The 15,482-nt window shown below is 72.1% G+C and carries 15 protein-coding genes; 8 read left to right on the top strand and 7 right to left on the bottom strand.

Features of this window, described 5'->3' with window-relative positions:
- From OHS81_RS33050 to OHS81_RS33030, 5 genes are all read right to left on the bottom strand, one after another.
- Nucleotides 1-288, bottom strand: coding sequence for an acyl carrier protein (locus OHS81_RS33050; RefSeq protein ID WP_129292754.1), 288 nt, complete (start codon nucleotides 286-288; stop codon nucleotides 1-3).
- 15 nt (nucleotides 289-303) lie between these two features.
- A complete protein-coding gene (locus OHS81_RS33045; protein ID WP_328389365.1) occupies nucleotides 304-1,554 on the bottom strand; it encodes a ketosynthase chain-length factor in 1,251 nt (416 codons plus the stop codon).
- Entirely contained in the window at nucleotides 1,551-2,819 is a 1,269-nt protein-coding gene (locus tag OHS81_RS33040) for a beta-ketoacyl-[acyl-carrier-protein] synthase family protein (protein ID WP_328389363.1), read from the bottom strand. The genes OHS81_RS33045 and OHS81_RS33040 overlap by 4 nt, the downstream gene beginning before the upstream one ends.
- Complete coding sequence (locus OHS81_RS33035) at nucleotides 2,816-3,250, bottom strand: cupin domain-containing protein (protein WP_088796354.1); 435 nt, start codon at nucleotides 3,248-3,250, stop codon at nucleotides 2,816-2,818. The genes OHS81_RS33040 and OHS81_RS33035 overlap by 4 nt, the downstream gene beginning before the upstream one ends.
- 67 nt (nucleotides 3,251-3,317) lie before the next feature.
- Entirely contained in the window at nucleotides 3,318-4,436 is a 1,119-nt protein-coding gene (locus OHS81_RS33030; protein WP_328389360.1) for a SchA/CurD-like domain-containing protein, read from the bottom strand.
- Between the two features lie 252 nt (nucleotides 4,437-4,688).
- On the opposite strand from OHS81_RS33030, the gene OHS81_RS33025 reads away from it, so the two are divergent.
- The 3 genes from OHS81_RS33025 (at nucleotide 4,689) to OHS81_RS33015 (ending at nucleotide 7,293) form a co-directional block, all read left to right on the top strand.
- Nucleotides 4,689-6,323 carry an FAD-dependent oxidoreductase gene (locus OHS81_RS33025; protein WP_328389358.1) on the top strand — a complete coding sequence of 545 codons (1,635 nt, stop codon included), beginning with the start codon at nucleotides 4,689-4,691 and terminating at the stop codon, nucleotides 6,321-6,323.
- 210 nt (nucleotides 6,324-6,533) lie between these two features.
- Nucleotides 6,534-6,845: a hypothetical protein gene (locus tag OHS81_RS33020; RefSeq protein ID WP_328389356.1), complete on the top strand. Its 312-nt coding sequence runs from the start codon at nucleotides 6,534-6,536 to the stop codon at nucleotides 6,843-6,845.
- Nucleotides 6,805-7,293, top strand: coding sequence for a glutathione peroxidase (locus OHS81_RS33015; RefSeq protein ID WP_328389354.1), 489 nt, complete (start codon nucleotides 6,805-6,807; stop codon nucleotides 7,291-7,293). Before OHS81_RS33020 ends, OHS81_RS33015 begins: the two co-directional genes overlap by 41 nt.
- A 175-nt stretch (nucleotides 7,294-7,468) precedes the next feature.
- Here the strand turns inward: OHS81_RS33015 and OHS81_RS33010 are convergent, their stop codons facing one another.
- Complete coding sequence (locus OHS81_RS33010; protein WP_328389352.1) at nucleotides 7,469-7,882, bottom strand: STAS domain-containing protein; 414 nt, start codon at nucleotides 7,880-7,882, stop codon at nucleotides 7,469-7,471.
- Between the two features lie 611 nt (nucleotides 7,883-8,493).
- Between OHS81_RS33010 and OHS81_RS33005 the strand changes: the two genes are divergently transcribed.
- From OHS81_RS33005 to lnt, 4 genes are all read left to right on the top strand, one after another.
- A complete protein-coding gene (locus tag OHS81_RS33005) occupies nucleotides 8,494-9,915 on the top strand; it encodes a sensor histidine kinase (RefSeq protein ID WP_328389350.1) in 1,422 nt (473 codons plus the stop codon).
- 148 nt (nucleotides 9,916-10,063) lie between these two features.
- Nucleotides 10,064-12,007 (top strand): ABC transporter ATP-binding protein, encoded by a 1,944-nt coding sequence (locus tag OHS81_RS33000; protein ID WP_328391596.1) that lies wholly within the window; start codon nucleotides 10,064-10,066, stop codon nucleotides 12,005-12,007.
- 61 nt (nucleotides 12,008-12,068) lie between these two features.
- Nucleotides 12,069-12,551, top strand: a complete 483-nt coding sequence (locus OHS81_RS32995) for a nuclear transport factor 2 family protein (RefSeq protein WP_328389348.1) — start codon at nucleotides 12,069-12,071, stop codon at nucleotides 12,549-12,551.
- 133 nt (nucleotides 12,552-12,684) lie between these two features.
- Nucleotides 12,685-14,295 (top strand): apolipoprotein N-acyltransferase, encoded by a 1,611-nt coding sequence (lnt, locus tag OHS81_RS32990; protein WP_328389346.1) that lies wholly within the window; start codon nucleotides 12,685-12,687, stop codon nucleotides 14,293-14,295.
- Here lnt and OHS81_RS32985 read toward each other — a convergent pair.
- Nucleotides 14,264-15,172 (bottom strand): Gfo/Idh/MocA family protein, encoded by a 909-nt coding sequence (locus OHS81_RS32985; RefSeq protein ID WP_328389344.1) that lies wholly within the window; start codon nucleotides 15,170-15,172, stop codon nucleotides 14,264-14,266. The two genes, lnt and OHS81_RS32985, sit on opposite strands and share 32 nt — an antisense overlap.
- 126 nt (nucleotides 15,173-15,298) lie before the next feature.
- Between OHS81_RS32985 and OHS81_RS32980 the strand changes: the two genes are divergently transcribed.
- Complete coding sequence (locus OHS81_RS32980) at nucleotides 15,299-15,466, top strand: hypothetical protein (RefSeq protein WP_328389342.1); 168 nt, start codon at nucleotides 15,299-15,301, stop codon at nucleotides 15,464-15,466.
- The last annotated feature ends 16 nt before the right edge of the window (nucleotides 15,467-15,482 follow it).

The raw sequence follows: 15,482 nt of genomic DNA, 5'->3' as shown, positions 1-15,482 counted from the left end.
TCAGGCTCCTGTCGTAGAAACGTTCTCTTGGACGGTGGGGACGGTTTGAGCGGCGTTGACGAGGGCGAGGAAGTCGCGCGGCGTCTTGCAGCGCTCCGCGTCGGTCGGCATCGGACGGCCCTGCCGGTTCTCCAGCTCGCCGACGATGCCGAGGAGGCCGAGCGAGTCCAGGCCGAACTCGTTGAACGTCGCGTCGGGCCGGTTCGCCAGCTCCTTCGGGTCGACGGTGAGCCCGGCGGCGGATTTCATCAGCGCGGCCAGCTCGTTGAGCGTCAGTTGAGCGTTCATGTGCGGTTCTCCTTCTCACGAGAGGGACGGGGAGCCCTTCCGCAGCACCAGTGCCGCGTTCGAGCCCATCAGCCCCCGGCTCAGCACCAGCGCCGTCCGCAACTCGGCCGGGCGGGCCCGGCCGGTCACCACGTCAAGGTCGTGGCAGACATCGACGACGTTGGGGGTGGGCGGCACGACGCCCTGTTCCATGGAGAGCACCGCGGCCGCGGTGTCCAGAACAGGGGCGCCGCAGTACGCCCGCCCGGTGCCGGTCTTGGGTGCGGTCACCGGGACCTGCGAGGCGTGCCGGCCCAGGGCGTCCGCGATCGCCAGCGCCTCGGCCCGGTCGGCCGCAGGAACGCCGAGCGCGTCCGCGAACACCACATCGATCTCCTCCGGGGCGCACCGCGCATCCGCCAGCGCGCCGCGGATCGCATGCGCGAGCCCTTCCCGGGACTCCTCCCACAGGGAGGCTCCGGTGAAGGTCGCGGCGTGCCCGGCCAGTTGGGCCCGGACGCTCGCCCCACGGCTCACGGCCGCCGCCTCTTCCTCGACGATCAGCATCGCGCCGCCCTCGGCGGGCACGAATCCGCAGGCGCCGCTGGTGAACGGGCGGTAGGCGCGGGCCGGGTCGTCGAGCTTGCTCAGATCGTCGTAGCCGAGCTGGCAGACGACCGAGTAGGGGGCCAGAGGCGCCTCGGCGGCACCCACGACGACGGCATCGGTGCCGCGCCGGATGGTGCGGCCGGCATGCGCCAGGGCGTCCAGGCCGCCCGCCTCGTCGCTGGCCACGACTCCGCACGGCCCCTTGAAGCCGCCCCGGATGGAGATCTGTCCGGTGCTCGCCGCGTAGAACCAGGCGATCGACTGGTACGGGCCGACGTGGCGGGAGCCCTGGCCCCAGAGCCGTTGCAGCTCCCGCTGGCCGAACTCGCCGCCGCCGGATCCGGCGGCCGTGACGACGCCCACCGCGAACGGTGAGTCGTTGTAGTCGGCACGGCCGAGCCGGGCGTCGTCCAGCGCGAGGTTGGCCGCCGCCATGGCGAAGTGGGTGAACCGGTCGGTCTGGACGAGGTAGCGCTCCTCGATCAGATCCGCCGGGTCAAAGCCGCGGACCTCTCCGGCGACCTTGAGCGGAAGATGCTCACACCCTTCACGGGTGACCCGGTCGAGGACACTGATGCCCTCCACGGTCGCCTTCCAGAAGGTCTCGGTGCTCACCCCGTTGGGGGCGATGACACCGATGCCGGTGACGACGGAACGACGTGTCTTCGGGGAGCTCATGATGCCCTCCCACCCTGTCGGGTCAGTACCACCGCTGACTGGAATCCACCGAAGCCGCTGCCGACCGAGAGCACCGAACGCAGCGGCAGCTCCCGTGCGGTTTTGGGCACATAGTCGAGATCGCACTCCGGGTCCGGAGTCTCGTAGTTGGCCGTGGGCGGCACCACTTGATGGGTGAGTGCCAGCACACAGGCCACGATCTCGATCGCACCGATGGCCCCGAGCGAGTGACCGACCATGGATTTGATGGAACTCATCGGGATCTTGCGGGCGTGTTCGCCGAGCGACCGCTTGACCGCGGCCGTCTCGTGCCGGTCGTTCTGCTGGGTGCCGGAGCCGTGCGCGTTGACGTAGTCGACCTGGGTGGCGTCGATCCTGGCGTCGCCCAGGGCCCGGTTGATCGCCTCGGCCATTTCCAGGCCTTCCTGGGTGAGACCGGTCATGTGGTACGCGTTGCCGAAGGTCGCGTAGCCACGGATCTCACAGTGGACCGTCGCACCACGGGCGCGGGCGTGTTCCAGCTCCTCCAGGACGAGGACGGCGCCGCCCTCCCCCATCACGAATCCGTCGCGGTGGGCGTCGAACGGCTTGGAGGCATGGGCGGGATCGTCGTTGTTCGCGGACGTCGCCTTGATCGCGTCGAAGCAGGCCACGGTGATCGGGGAGATCGGTGAGTCGGATGCGCCGGCGATGCACACATCGACCCGGCCCTCCTCGATGGAGTGGAAGGCGTACCCGATGGCGTCGAGACCGGAGGTGCAGCCCGTCGAGACGGTCTGCACCGGGCCGTGGGCCCCGATCCGTTCCGCCACCGCGGAGGCCAGCGAACTGGGAGAGAACGCCCGCTCCAGATAGCGGCCGGCCGGCCGGTGGTCGACGTCCCACCGTTCACCGTGGTTGCTGACGGCGACATAGTCGTGCTCCAGGCGCGTGGTACCGCCGACCGCGGTGCCCAGGGACACCCCGATACGCCAGGGGTCCTCGGCCTCCGTGTCCAGGCCGGCGCTGCGCAGCGCCTCGTCCGCGGCGACCATCGCGAACTGGATGTACCGGTCGGAGCGGGCCACCTGCTCCTCGCTCAGCCCGTGGGCCGCGGGATCGAAGTCGCACTCGGCGGCGATGCGCGAGCGGAACCCCTCCGGGTCGAAAAGGGTGATGCCCCGGGTCGCCGTGCGGCCTGCGGACAGCAGGTCCCAGAAGGCGGTCACACCCACACCGCCCGGAGCGACGATCCCGACGCCGGTGACCGCCACACGGCGGGTCATGACACCGGCTCCGTGCGTTCCGGTGGTGCGGCCGGTGTGCTCTCTTCCGTGCCCTCGGTGTCGACGTGGCCCAGCTCCGGGCGCGGGGCCAGCGGGCCGAGGTGGAAGACCATACGGGCCTCCACGTCTCCGACATTGCGGAAGCGGTGCCGCATGTACGGGGGGATCAGCAGCCCCTGGTCAGGGCGGAGCGGGTGCGGTTCCCCGTCGAGGTCCACTTCGAGTGCGCCCTGGACGACGTACACGAACTCCTCGGAATAGGGGTGGTAGTGCTCACCGATGCGCTCGCCGGGCTGCACGAGTGCCATGCCCATGAAGCCGCTCGTGGCGCCCACCGCGCTGGGTGTCAGCATGGCGCGCAGATCACCTCCGCGCCGGCGGTTGGGCTGGGTCTCGCTGAGGTCCACGATGCGTGGGCGGTACGTGGTCATGGCTGCTTCCTCCAGGGGCTGGGGCCGGGGGTGAATGAGGGGAGAGACCTGCTGCGGCCGGGCCCGTTCAGGCGCCCGGTGCCCGGCGGTCCGTGATGAGAGCCATGTCGGCGCGCTCCAGGAAATGTGCGAGCTCCCGGTCGTTGGACAGACCGCCGGCCACTTCGGTGTCGAGCAGACGCCGCAGCACGGCCGTCTTGCGAGGACCGCGCACACCGAGCGCCAGCACGGGATCGCTCTCGATCGGGATCCGGAGATCGATGAGGCGGACGACCACGTCGTCGCGCTGGAAGACGGTGCTGCCGGCGATGGGGCAGGACGGATCGTCCGCGGCCAGCTCGTCCTGGCGGGCGAGCATCTGGGCCAGCGTCATGCCGCAGCCTTCCTTGGCGGGGTAGAACAGCGCATGCCGCTTGATGCCGTCGGGCTGCTGTCCGCCCGAGGCGACGTGGTGCACCGCGGGCAGCGCGGCCCGGGTGAAGAACACCCGGGCGGAGTTCGGATCGCTCAGGTCGCGGTCCTGCTCCAGATAGGGGTTGATGGCCTCCTCGACGGCCCGGACCTCGGGCTGCTGGGAGATGTGCCGCAGCGCCGCGACGAGGTCGCCCTGCACCTCGACCGCACGCACGACGCGGTTGCCGTGCATGAAGAGGGAGGTACGGCGCAGCCGGGTGGTGTCGTCGACCCGGGCCTCCGGGGAGGTGTACCCGGCGAGGATGTCCGCGACCATCGATTCGCTGCCCGGCTTCACGGTGAAGGTCAGCGCGTGCCGGACCACCCCGTCGCCGACGCGGGGGTTGGCCTGCAGGCGGCCCTTGGGAGGCTCGGGCGCGAGGCGGGCGACGTTCGAGGTCTCGCGCAGGACGCTGAAGCGCAGCGACCGGGTGTCACGCACACAGCCGTGCAGCGGCTGGACCATCTTGACGTGTTCCTCGCTGTTGACCCAGGCCAGGAACGGCGGTGCGCTCTCCCATTCACTGGTGATGAGCCACTGGGAGGGGTTCTCGATGGACTGGCACAGCTGGTCGGTGATGTGTCCGGGGACGGACGCGACCTGGTTGCGCAGGTGCTCGTAGGCTTCGAGGAAGTCCTGCTGGGCTCCTTCATGGAGGTCCAGAAGCAGCACGACCCTCAGCCGGGAGCCGTCGAAGGCCGACTGGGATATTCGTTCCGACAGCGTTGTCATCGTCTACGCATCTCCTTCGGGGCCCGATGGCCCCAGTGGTGCGTCGTCAGTTCCGGTGCGATCCGGGTGACTGAGCCGGATGGTGGGGACGGCCTGCCCCATGTCGCGGGGGGCGTCCCGGATTCGATCGTCACCGCGACCCACGGGTGGCGCGAGATCTGTGAGCCATGCAGGTGAACCGTGATCGAACAGGCTCTGAGCCGGGCATTCGTGCTCCATCTGCCGTAAGCGTCCCTGGAGCTGGAGCACGCAATGAATCCCACCGTCGAAGACCGGGTGCCGGTACTCGTCGTGGGCGGGTCCCTGGTCGGCCTGTCCGCGTCGCTGTTCCTGGGACGCCTGGGCATCAGACATCTGCTGGTCGAGAAGCACGCGGACACCTCCCGCCACCCCCGCGGGCGGGGCAACAACGTCCGCACCATGGAGCTGTTCCGGGTGGCCGGTGCGGAGCAGCGGATCCGCGAGGCAGCGTCGGTCCTGGCCGACAACCACGGGATCCTGCAGGCCCCTTCACTCACCGGCGACGACCAGGAGTGGCTGTTCAAGGAGATCGACCCGGGTGGCGGGCTGGCCCGCATCAGCCCGTCCGCCTGGTGCCTGTGCAGCCAGAACGACCTGGAGCCCGTACTGGTGCGCTGCGCCCGCGAGCACGGCGGTGACCTGCGGTTCTCCACCGAGCTGAGCTCCTTCGAACAGGACGCGCAGGGGGTGCGGGCGACGCTGAAGAACCGGGAGACCGGCGAGCTCACCACCGTGCACGCGGACTACCTGATCGCCGCCGACGGGCCCCGCAGCCCGGTCCGCGAGCGGCTGGGCATCGGCCGGACGGGGCCCGGCGACCTGTTCCACAACGTGAGCATCACCTTCCGCGCGCCGCAGCTCGCCGAGGTCGTGGGCGACCGCCGCTTCATCGCCTGCTACTTGACCCACCCCGAGGCCGACGGCGCCCTGCTGCCGGTCGACAACAAGGCGGAATGGGTCTTCCACGCCCCCTGGCACCCCGACACGGGCGAGACCCTGGAGGACTTCACCGACGCGCGGTGCATCGACCACATCCGCCGGGCAACGGGCGTACCGGACATGGCAGTTGAGATCACCGGCAAGGCCCCGTGGCACGCCGCCGAGCGGGTCGCCGAGCGGTACGCGGCCGGCCGGGTCTTCCTCGCCGGCGACTCGGCCCACGAGATGTCCCCCACCGGGGCGTTCGGCTCCAACACCGGCATCCAGGACGCCCACAACCTCGCCTGGAAGCTCGCCACCGTGCTCAACGGCGCGGCGGGCCCGGAGCTGCTGGCGACCTACGAGGCGGAGCGGCAGCCGGTGGCGCGGGAGACCAGCGCCCGCGCCTCGGCGCGCTCGGCCGAGCACAGCCACCCGGGGTATGCGCCGGCTCCCGGCGCGGCCGGCGGCCGGCAGCGCGGGGTGCTGACCGTCGCCCTGGGGTACTGCTATCCGCAGGGCGCGGTCGTCGGCGCCGACCCCGGGCTGCCGGTGGTGCCCGACCAGATGCGGCTCACGGGCGAACCGGGCACCCGCGCCCCGCACATGTGGCTGCGGGCCGGCGGCGAGCGGCGCTCGACCCTCGATCTGTACGAGAAGTCCTTCGTCCTGCTGACCGGTACCGACGGCGAGATGTGGCGCACCGCGGTCAAGGGCGCCAACGAGGAGTTCTCCCTCGGGCTGGCCTGCTACATGATCGGCACGGGGCCGAACGACGACCTGGCTCCCGAGGACGGCGCCGACTGGGCCGAGAAGCACGGGACGACGCCCGAGGGTGCGGTGCTGGTACGCCCCGACGGCTTCGTGGCGTGGCGGGCCGAGGGGCGGGTGGCCGACCCCGAGGCGGCGCTGCGGGAGGTCCTTGCCGCGCTGCTGTGCCGGAGCTGACCCGCCCGGCGCACCCCCGCCCCGTGCGAACAGCGGGGACCTGGTGGGGTGACGGACGAGACTGTCGTTGACGGAGGGGCCGGTGGGATATCCACCGGCTCCTCCGTCACGCGCGAACGTATCTTCTGCCCGTCACCGCCGCAGGGGCATCTCGGGACCGCCCCGGCCGCGTCCCGCAACTCGGGGGCCGATTTCCGGTTGAGTCCGGGCATGGACGCCAAGAAGCCCGCCTCGCACCCCTTTCAGCGCATCTCCCTCCCCCACCAGCCGCCGGCCCTGCCGCCCCCCGCCCCGCAGGCCCGCCGCCCGGCCGAGGAAAAGACGCCGATCTTCGACCAGCTGCTCAAGGAGTGGCGCGCGGGAGCGATCCGGCCGGTCGTGTCCTGGCCGTTCGACGATCCGGGGAAGATCGGGACGGGCAGCGCGGTTGGCACGGATGATGGCCGTCCGTATCCGCGGACCCGTGACGAGGAGCATGCCCGTGAGCCTGTACGACATCCCCCTGCGCACCCTGACCGGTGAGCCCGCTTCGCTCGGCGACTACCGGGGCAAGGCCCTGCTGGTGGTGAATGTGGCGTCCAAGTGCGGGCTGACCCCGCAGTATTCCGGTCTGGAGCGGCTGCAGCAGCGCTACGCGGACCGTGGCTTCAGTGTGCTGGGCTTCCCCAGCAACCAGTTCGCGGGCCAGGAGCCCGGAACCGCCGAGGAGATCGCCACCTTCTGCTCGGCGACGTACGGCGTGAGCTTTCCGCTGTTCGAGAAGACCGACGTCAACGGCGCGGACCGGCACCCGCTGTACACGGCACTGACCGGCACCGAGGACGCCGAAGGGGCGGCCGGTGACGTCCAGTGGAACTTCGAGAAGTTCCTGATCGATGCCCAGGGCCGGGTCGCGGGCCGTTTCCGGCCGCGCACCGAGCCGGAGGCCGGGGAACTGGTCACCGCCATCGAGGCGGTCCTGCCGGCCTGATTCCCGGTGCCGCGCCGCCGGGCCGTGGGCGGCGTGGTGTCGTCGATGCTCCGGGGGGCGCACGGTCGGGCGGCGGCGTGGCGTACCGGGCAACGGCGGAACGGCGGGTCGGGTCGGGCGACGGCCTTGCGACGACGGTGCGGGGCAGGCGACTGCCGTGCGACGACGGCGCGGGTCAGGCGACGGCCGTGCCCGCGGCGTCCGTGACCACGGCCGCGTCCGTGACCGCGGCCGATCCGGATGATCCGGCGGCTCCGCCCCCGTCGTCGCCCCCGGTCTCGTCGGACAGGATCTCGAAGCTGCCGGTCAGCCCGGTCATCCGCAGCAGCCTGGCGACGCTCCCGCCGCCGAAGACGCCGGTCAGCCGCAGCCGGCCGCCGCGCTGCCGCGTCCGGTAGCGGGCGCGGCTCAGCAGGGACAGTCCGGCGCAGTCGATGAACGTGACCGCGCGGACGTCGACCACGAGGTCGGTGCCCTGCGTACCGGTGATCTCGTCCAGCTGGTCGGACAGCACCGACACGGCGAGAATGTCCAGCTCACCGCGGAGCTCCAGCACGGTCGTGCCGCCCGCGGCGCTGCTGGGTCCCACGAGTCTCGGGTAGTTCTGACCTGTATCCATCGGCCCGGCCCACTTTCGTGCCGAGGCGCGGGATATGGCCACGCGACTGCGGCGGAGATGTTCGGAAGGTGTGGGGGGCGCCCGGCGCAATCCGGGCGGGTCGGCCCGTTTCCGGGTCGTCGGTAGTGCGGCGGTGTGTCGTCTGTGTCCCTGTGTTTCTGCTGCTGTGCCCGTAGTTGTCTACGGCTTACCCGCGGGCCGCGCCCTCAAAGTCCCGGCGTACGCCTGAGCTTCAGGTTGTCTCAAAGTCGCCCCTGGTGGGCGTGGCCGAGATAGGTGGCCGCGAGCCGGGCCGCGGGGGCTGTCAGGCAGCGGGGGCTGTCGGGCCCCGGCGACTCGCCTGCACCGCCACCCAGGTGACCGGCCCACCGATCACCTCCCCGGCACCCCACCCGGGCGCGCATCCCGAGAGCCCCCAATAGCACTCTTTCGGGCGAATTACACTGTCCGGACCGCCGGAAAGTGAGAGGTGTGTCCTGAAGCCGTCGGAGCCCGCGGGAGATCTCCCCGACCGCACCGCGCAGAGCCTGCGCGAGCTCGCCGGTGGGCCGGTCTCCCGGCTTCCGCAGCTGCTGGAGGCGATGGCGGCCGTCGGCTCCGACCACGACCTGGGCCGCGCCCTGGGCCGTATCGCCGAGACCGCCGCCTCCCTCACGGGTGCGCGCCACGCCGCCGTCAGCCTCCGCGACGAGGACGGCGACGGGCCCGGCGGACCGGTCACCCACGGCGCACCCCCCGAAGGCGAGCCGCCCGCCGGAAGCTCCCTGGAGGTTCCCGTCCAGGTGCAGGGGGAGCGGTTCGGCACGCTGTACGTCGCGGGGAAGGACGGCGGCGAGGAGTTCAGCGACGCGGATCTGCACCTGGTGCGGATACTGGCCACCGAGGCCGGTATCGCCCTGAGCAATGCCCGGCTGCACTCCGCCGCCCGGCAGCGCCGACGCTGGATCGACGGCGCGGCATCCATCACCACGGCACTGCTGGCCGGGCCCGAGACCGGCTCGACGACCACCAACGCCCTCACGGTCGTCGCCGAGAAGGGCCGGGAGCTGGCCGAGGCGGCGACCGGAGCGGTCCTGCTGCCGCACGCCGAGGGCGGTATGGAGGTCGTGGCGATCTCCACCGTGCTGTCCGAGGCCGTACGGACCGAGGCGTACCGCGGCCGGATCCCGCCCCGGAGTCCGGTCGTCCACCAGATATATGCCGGGCTCGCGGTCTTCTCCGACGACTTCGCCGACGACCCGCGCTCGGTCTCCCCGATATCGCGGCACTACGGCCCGACGATGCTGCTGCCACTGCGCAGCAGCGGGCGGGTGCTGGGCGCCCTCGCACTGTGCCGGATGTCCGGCGACCGCCGCTTCAGCCACACCGAACGGACCCTGGGGACACAGTTCGCCGCGCAGGCCGCGGTGGCGCTCGTGCTGGCCGACCGGCACCGGGACCGCGAGCGGCTGGCCGTCTTGGAGGACCGCGACCGGATCGCCCGCGATCTGCACGATCTGGTCATCCAGCGGCTGTTCGCCACCGGGATGCTGCTGGAGACCGCCCGGCGCAAGGCGCTGGTGCCGGAGGTGCAGGAGGGGGTGGGCCAGGCGGTCGACGAGCTGGACGCCACCATCCAGGAGATCAGAACGGCCATCATCGCGCTGCAGCAGGGACCACCCGAGGCCCCGCCCGGGCTGCGCACCCGCGTGCTGCGGGAGGCCGGCGCAGCCACCGCGGCGCTCGGCACCCGGCCGTCGGTCCGGTTCACCGGACCGGTCGACACCCGGGTCGACGACAAGACCGCCCGTGAGCTGCTGGCCGCACTCCGCGAAGCACTGGCGGACGTGACCGCCCCGGCCCCGGCACCACCACAGCCGCCGGCCCGGCTGGAGATCGCTGTGGACGTCACCACCCCGCTCCCCGACGGCCGGCCGGGCATCCGGCTGACGGTGACCGGCCCGGGCGGCGCCGGCCGGCCCGTGCTCTGGGAGCGTCCGCTCCGGGGCGGTTTCGGCGCCTGAGCCGCCCCCGGTCCCCGGTCCGGCGCGCCCGGCGGGTGAAGTCACCGGAATCGCTTGACCTCAACATTGGTTGAGGTCTTACCTTCCTTGTATGTCGCCGGTCACGCACGGCGATCCCGTGACGACCCGGCACACCGGAGGCCCACCCATGGACATGGAAGTCACCGCCTGGCATGCGCTGCACAGCACCATGAGCGCGCAGCAGGGCAGGCGCCGCTTCTCCCGCGGCACCCTGCGCCGCATCACGGCATTCGCCCGGCCGCACCGCCGCCGTCTGCTGTGGTTCCTCGTACTGAGCACGGTGACCGCGATGCTCGCGGTGGCCACCCCGCTGCTGGCCGGCCGGGTGGTGGACGCGATCGTGGGCGGCGACTCGGCATCCCTCGTCCTCGGACTGTCCGGGCTGATCGCCGTGATCGCGGTCGCCGAGGCGGGTCTGGGGCTGGTGACCCGCTGGCTGTCGGCGGGCATCGGAGAGGGGCTGATCCTGGATCTGCGGACGACCGTGTACGACCACGTCCAGCGGATGCCCGTCGCCTTCTTCACCCGTACCCGCACCGGAGCCCTGGTCAGCCGCCTCAACAACGATGTGATCGGCGCCCAGCGGGCCTTCAGCGACACCCTGTCCGGGGTCGTCAGCAATATCGTGACGCTGCTGCTCACCCTCGTGGTGATGCTCGGTCTGTCCTGGCAGATCACCCTGATCGCGCTGGTGCTGCTGCCGTTGTTCGTGCTGCCCGCCCGCCGGGTCGGCCGGCGGCTGGCGGATCTGCGCCGGGAGGGCGCCGACCACAATGCGGCGATGGGCACCCAGATGACGGAGCGGTTCTCCGCGCCGGGCGCCACCCTCGTCAAGCTGATGGGCCGCCCGGCCCGGGAGTCCGCCGAATTCGCCACCCGGGCCCGCCGGGTGCGCGATATCGGGGTCCGTTCGGCCATGGTCCAGACGTACTTCGTCACCGCCCTCACCCTGGTCTCCGCCCTGGCACTGGCCGTCGTCTACGGCCTGGGCGGCTACCTCGCGCTGAACGGACGGCTGGAGCCCGGCGCGATCGTCTCGCTGGCCCTGCTGCTCACCCGGCTCTACGCCCCGCTGACCGCGCTGTCCGGCGCCCATATCGAGGTGATGAGCGCGCTGGTCAGCTTCGAGCGGGTCTTCGAGGTGCTGGACCTCAAGCCGCTGATCTCCGAGAAGCCGGATGCCCGCGCGGTCCCCGAGGGCCCGGTGTCCGTGGAGTTCGACTCCGTCCGCTTCGGCTACCCGTCCGCCGACAAGGTCTCGCTGGCCTCCCTGGAGGAGGTCGCCACCCTCGACACCCGGGGCGGTGAAGAGGTCCTGCACGGCATCTCCTTCCGTGCCGAGCCCGGCCAGATGGTCGCCCTGGTCGGCTCCTCGGGCGCCGGCAAGTCGACCGTGGCCCAGCTGCTGCCCCGGCTGTACGACACCGACTCCGGCGCGGTCCGGCTGTCCGGCGTGGACGTCCGCGAGCTGACCGCCGCCTCGCTGCGCGACGTCCTGGGGATGGTCACCCAGGACGGGCACCTCTTCCACGACACGATCCGCGCGAACCTGCTGCTGGCCAGGCCGGAGGCGGCCGAGGAGGAGCTGTGGGACGCGCTGCGCCGGGCGCGTCTGGAGGACCTGATCGCCGGGCTCCCGGACGGGCTGGACACCGTCGTCGGCGAACGGGGCTACCGCCTCTCGGGCGGCGAACGGCAACGGCTGACCATCGCCCGGCTGCTGCTCGCCCACCCCCGGGTGGTGATCCTGGACGAGGCCACCGCCCATCTGGACAACACCTCCGAGGCGGCGGTGCAAGAAGCACTCACCGAGGCCCTTGAGGGCCGTACCGCACTGGTCATCGCCCACCGGCTGTCGACCGTACGGGCCGCGGACCTGATCCTGGTCGTCGAGGGCGGACGGATCGTCGAGCGCGGCACGCACGAGACGCTGCTGGCCGCGGACGGGCGCTACGCGGAGCTCTACCGGACGCAGTTCACCGACTCGGAGGAGCGGCGGGAAGCCGCAAAGGAGGCCCGGCACACGGATTCCGGCCCGGATGCCGTGCCGGATTCGGCGCTGGTGATCTGACGCCGCGCCGGACGGCCCCCGCCTCTTGGCGGGGGCCGTCCGGATGCCGAAAACTGAGATGATGACGCAGCGCGCGGAACACTCCACTGTCATGGACCGCCTCGCCCTCGACGATCTGATCACCGGGTACGCCATCGCCGTGGACGACGGTGACTGGCCCGGCTACCGTGCCCTGTTCACCCCGGACGGCCGGGCCGACTACCGTTCCGCGGGCGGCATCGAGGGCGGCGTGGACGAGATCGCCGCCTGGCTCGGCGAGATGCTGCAGCACTTCGCCATCCGGCAGCATCTGATCGTCAACCGCCGCATCACCCTCGCCCGCCGGGACGGCGCTCCCGGGGACTCCGCCACGGTCCAGGCCGACTACCTCAACCCGATGCGGCTCGCCGGCCCCGCGACGGAGGGCGGCGGCGGCCCCACCGCCCCCAATTACACCTGCGCCGGCCGCTACGAGTTCACCGCCCGGCGCACCGCCGACGGCTGGCGGCTGACCGGCGTCGTCGTCCACGAGAAGTGGCGCGAGGTATGGGCCGACGGTGAGTGACCGCTCTCGCCGCCCGTCGCCGCCTGGTGCGGCCGTCGCGGCGCCCCCTCTTTCCCCGAGCGGCCCCGCCGCGCACACTGGCCGTCCGACCGGCCGGGACCGGCAGCGGGCCGGCCGCATCCAGGGAGGCCGCATGGACACACCGCCAGGCCGTCCGGCGCGGTGGCTCGGCTCCCCCTGGGCCCGGGGGGCGGCCGCCATGCTCGCCGGTGCGGTGCCGGCCCTCACCTTCCCCGCGCCGTCGTGGTGGTGGCTGGCGTATGTCGCGCTGGTGCCCTGGCTGCTGCTGGTGCGGTCGGCACCGACCCGCCGGCGGGCGGCGCTGGACGGCTGGCTGGGCGGCACCGGCTTCATCCTGGCCGTCCACCAGTGGCTGCTGCCCAGCCTGCACATCTTCATCCTCGTGCTCGCCCTGCTGCTCGGTGCGTTCTGGGCCCCCTGGGGGGTGCTGGTCCGCGTGCTGCTGGGTGACGCGCCCCCGGCGGGCGGGGCGGCGGGCGAGGAGCCCGTGCGGACGAGGGCCGGGGAAGCCTCTGCCGAAGGGCGGCGGCGGGCGACGGGCGGACGGTGCGCCGCGGCACTGGTGCTGGTGCCGTCGGGCTGGCTGATGGTCGAACTGGTCCGTTCCTGGGAGTACTTGGGCGGCCCCTGGGGGCTGCTGGGCGCCAGTCAGTGGCAGGTGCCGCCCGCGCTGCGGCTGGCGTCGGTCGGCGGGGTGTGGCTGGTGAGCCTGCTGGTGGTGGCGGTGAACACGGCGGTGGCCGAGCTGATCGCCCGCCCGGCAGCACGGCTGCCCGCTGTCGCCGGACTGCTGGTGTGCGCGCTGGCGGGCACCGTGGCCTGGCTCTGGGCGCCGGTCCCCCGCATCACCGGCTCGGTGCGGGTCGCGGTCGTCCAGCCGAACCGGACCGGCACCCCCGCGGCCCGCCTGGACCGCAGCGAGGCCCTGACCCGGTCGCTGGCGGGCCGCGGGGTGCGCCTGATCGTCTGGGGCGAGAGCAGCCTCTACACGGACCCGGCGGACCACCCGGCGCTCGCCGCCCGCCTCGCCGCCCTCTCCCGGCAGACCGGCGCCGAGCTGCTGATCAACGCCGACTCCGCACACGCCGGACGGCCGGGCATCTCCAAGAGCGCGGTCCTGATCGGCCCGGACGGACCCACCGGGGACCGCTACGCCAAGATGCGGCTGGTGCCCTTCGGCGAGTACATACCGTTCCGGTCCGTGCTGGGCTGGGCGACGCGGGTGGGCAAGGCGGCCCCCAGCGACCGGCTGCGCGGCACCGGCCAGGTGGTGATGCCGGTCGCCGCCGCGGGCGGACTGCGCATCGGGCCGCTGGTGTGCTTCGAGACCGCCTTTCCCGACATGAGCCGCCATCTGGCGCGTGACGGCGCGCGTGTGCTGGTCGCCCAGTCCTCGACCTCGACCTTCCAGGACAGCTGGGCGCCCGCCCAGCATGCGTCACTGGCCGCGCTGCGCGCCGCGGAGACCTGGCGGCCCATGGTGCACGCCACGCTCACCGGCATCAGTGCGGTGTACGGCCCCCGGGGTGAGCAGATCGGCGAACGGCTCGGCACCGACCGCAGTGCGGCGGCCGTCTACGATCTGCCCCTGGCCGCGGGCACCAGCCCGTACACCCGGTTCGGTGACTGGGCGGTGTACGGGGCGATGGGTGCGCTGGTGCTCGCCGGCGGGTACGCGGGGCTGCGGGCGCTCAGCAGGCGGACTGAGCAAGCGCGTCGGTGATCACCCGTTCGCACAGCTCATGGGTGCGCAGGGCGTCCTCGGCGGACGACTGCCGGCCGGCCCGTACGTCGTCCAGGAAAGCCAGGACGATCTGCTCGATACCGCGCTGCCGGGCGACCGGCACCCAATCGCCACGGCGCCGGATGCTCGGCTGCCCCTTGTGGTCGATGACCTCGGCGAGATTGACGACCTGGCGCTTGGTGTCCTGACCGGAAACGTCCAGGATTTCCTCCGTGGATCCGCTCAGGCGGTTCATGGTGCCGAGAGCGGTGAAACCGTCGCCCGAGAGCTGCAGCACCACATGCTGCATCAGCCCCTCACGGATCCGGGCCCGCACATCGATGTGGTCGATCTCGCCGGGGACGAGGAACCGCAAGGTGTCCACGACATGGATGAAGTCGTCCAGCACGAGCGTGCGCGGATCCTCGGGCAGCCCGATCCGGTTCTTCTGCATCAGGATCAGATCCCGGGCATGCTCGCGGCACTGGGCGTAGGCGGGAGCGAAACGGCGGTTGAAGCCCACGGTGAGGCCCACACCGCGGTCTTCGGCCAGCGCGACAAGGCGCTGGGAGGTGGCGAGCTCGTAGGAGAGCGGCTTGTCGACGTAGGTCGGCACCCCTGCCTCGATGAGCCGGTTCACGATCTCGGGGTGGGCAGCGGTGGCGGCGTGCACGAAGGCCGCGTCCAGGCCGGTGGCGAGCAGCGAGTCCAGGTCGCCGTGGAGCTGTGCCCCGGTCAGCCGGTGAGCGGCGCCGACGCGTTCGAGGGTGGCCGGGGTGCGGGTGTGCAGATGCAGTTCGAGCCCGGGTTGGGTACCCAGTACGGGGAGGTACGCCTTCTGGGCGATGTCGCCGAGTCCGATGCAGCCGACCTTCACTCGTGCTCCTTGGGTTGCGCCGCGGCCCTGGTGCCTCGCGTGCCGGAAGCATACGTGCCGCCCGGCGGCCACCGGTCGGCGATCCCGTCCAGGGCCCGCAGCATCAGATCCGGGGCAAGTCGGGCGGTGGCGGCCATCAGGGCGGCGCGCAGCGCACAGGCCGGGCGGGAGCGCCAGGTGGTGAGCCGCGGTACGGGCCGGCCGGCGGCCGCCCGGGAGGCGGATCTTTCCGGTGGTCTGCCGTGCGCCTACGGCTCCTACCTCATCGCCCACATCGTCCTGTCCTGCAGGTAGCTGCTCGACGGAATGC

Source organism: Streptomyces sp. NBC_00400, assembly GCF_036048035.1.
Taxonomy (GTDB): Bacteria; Actinomycetota; Actinomycetes; order Streptomycetales; family Streptomycetaceae; genus Streptomyces.
The sequence above is the reverse complement of the archived record's forward strand: the minus strand, read 5'-3'. Positions and strand labels throughout refer to the sequence as shown.

Coding starts and splice junctions, on each gene's coding strand:
- OHS81_RS33050 (WP_129292754.1), bottom strand. CDS start 288: ATGAACGCTCAACTGACGCTCAACGAGCTGGCCGCGCTGATGAAATCC.
- OHS81_RS33045 (WP_328389365.1), bottom strand. CDS start 1,554: ATGAGCTCCCCGAAGACACGTCGTTCCGTCGTCACCGGCATCGGTGTC.
- OHS81_RS33040 (WP_328389363.1), bottom strand. CDS start 2,819: ATGACCCGCCGTGTGGCGGTCACCGGCGTCGGGATCGTCGCTCCGGGC.
- OHS81_RS33035 (WP_088796354.1), bottom strand. CDS start 3,250: ATGACCACGTACCGCCCACGCATCGTGGACCTCAGCGAGACCCAGCCC.
- OHS81_RS33030 (WP_328389360.1), bottom strand. CDS start 4,436: ATGACAACGCTGTCGGAACGAATATCCCAGTCGGCCTTCGACGGCTCC.
- OHS81_RS33025 (WP_328389358.1), top strand. CDS start 4,689: ATGAATCCCACCGTCGAAGACCGGGTGCCGGTACTCGTCGTGGGCGGG.
- OHS81_RS33020 (WP_328389356.1), top strand. CDS start 6,534: ATGGACGCCAAGAAGCCCGCCTCGCACCCCTTTCAGCGCATCTCCCTC.
- OHS81_RS33005 (WP_328389350.1), top strand. CDS start 8,494: ATGGCGGCCGTCGGCTCCGACCACGACCTGGGCCGCGCCCTGGGCCGT.
- OHS81_RS33000 (WP_328391596.1), top strand. CDS start 10,064: ATGGACATGGAAGTCACCGCCTGGCATGCGCTGCACAGCACCATGAGC.
- OHS81_RS32995 (WP_328389348.1), top strand. CDS start 12,069: ATGACGCAGCGCGCGGAACACTCCACTGTCATGGACCGCCTCGCCCTC.
- lnt (WP_328389346.1), top strand. CDS start 12,685: ATGGACACACCGCCAGGCCGTCCGGCGCGGTGGCTCGGCTCCCCCTGG.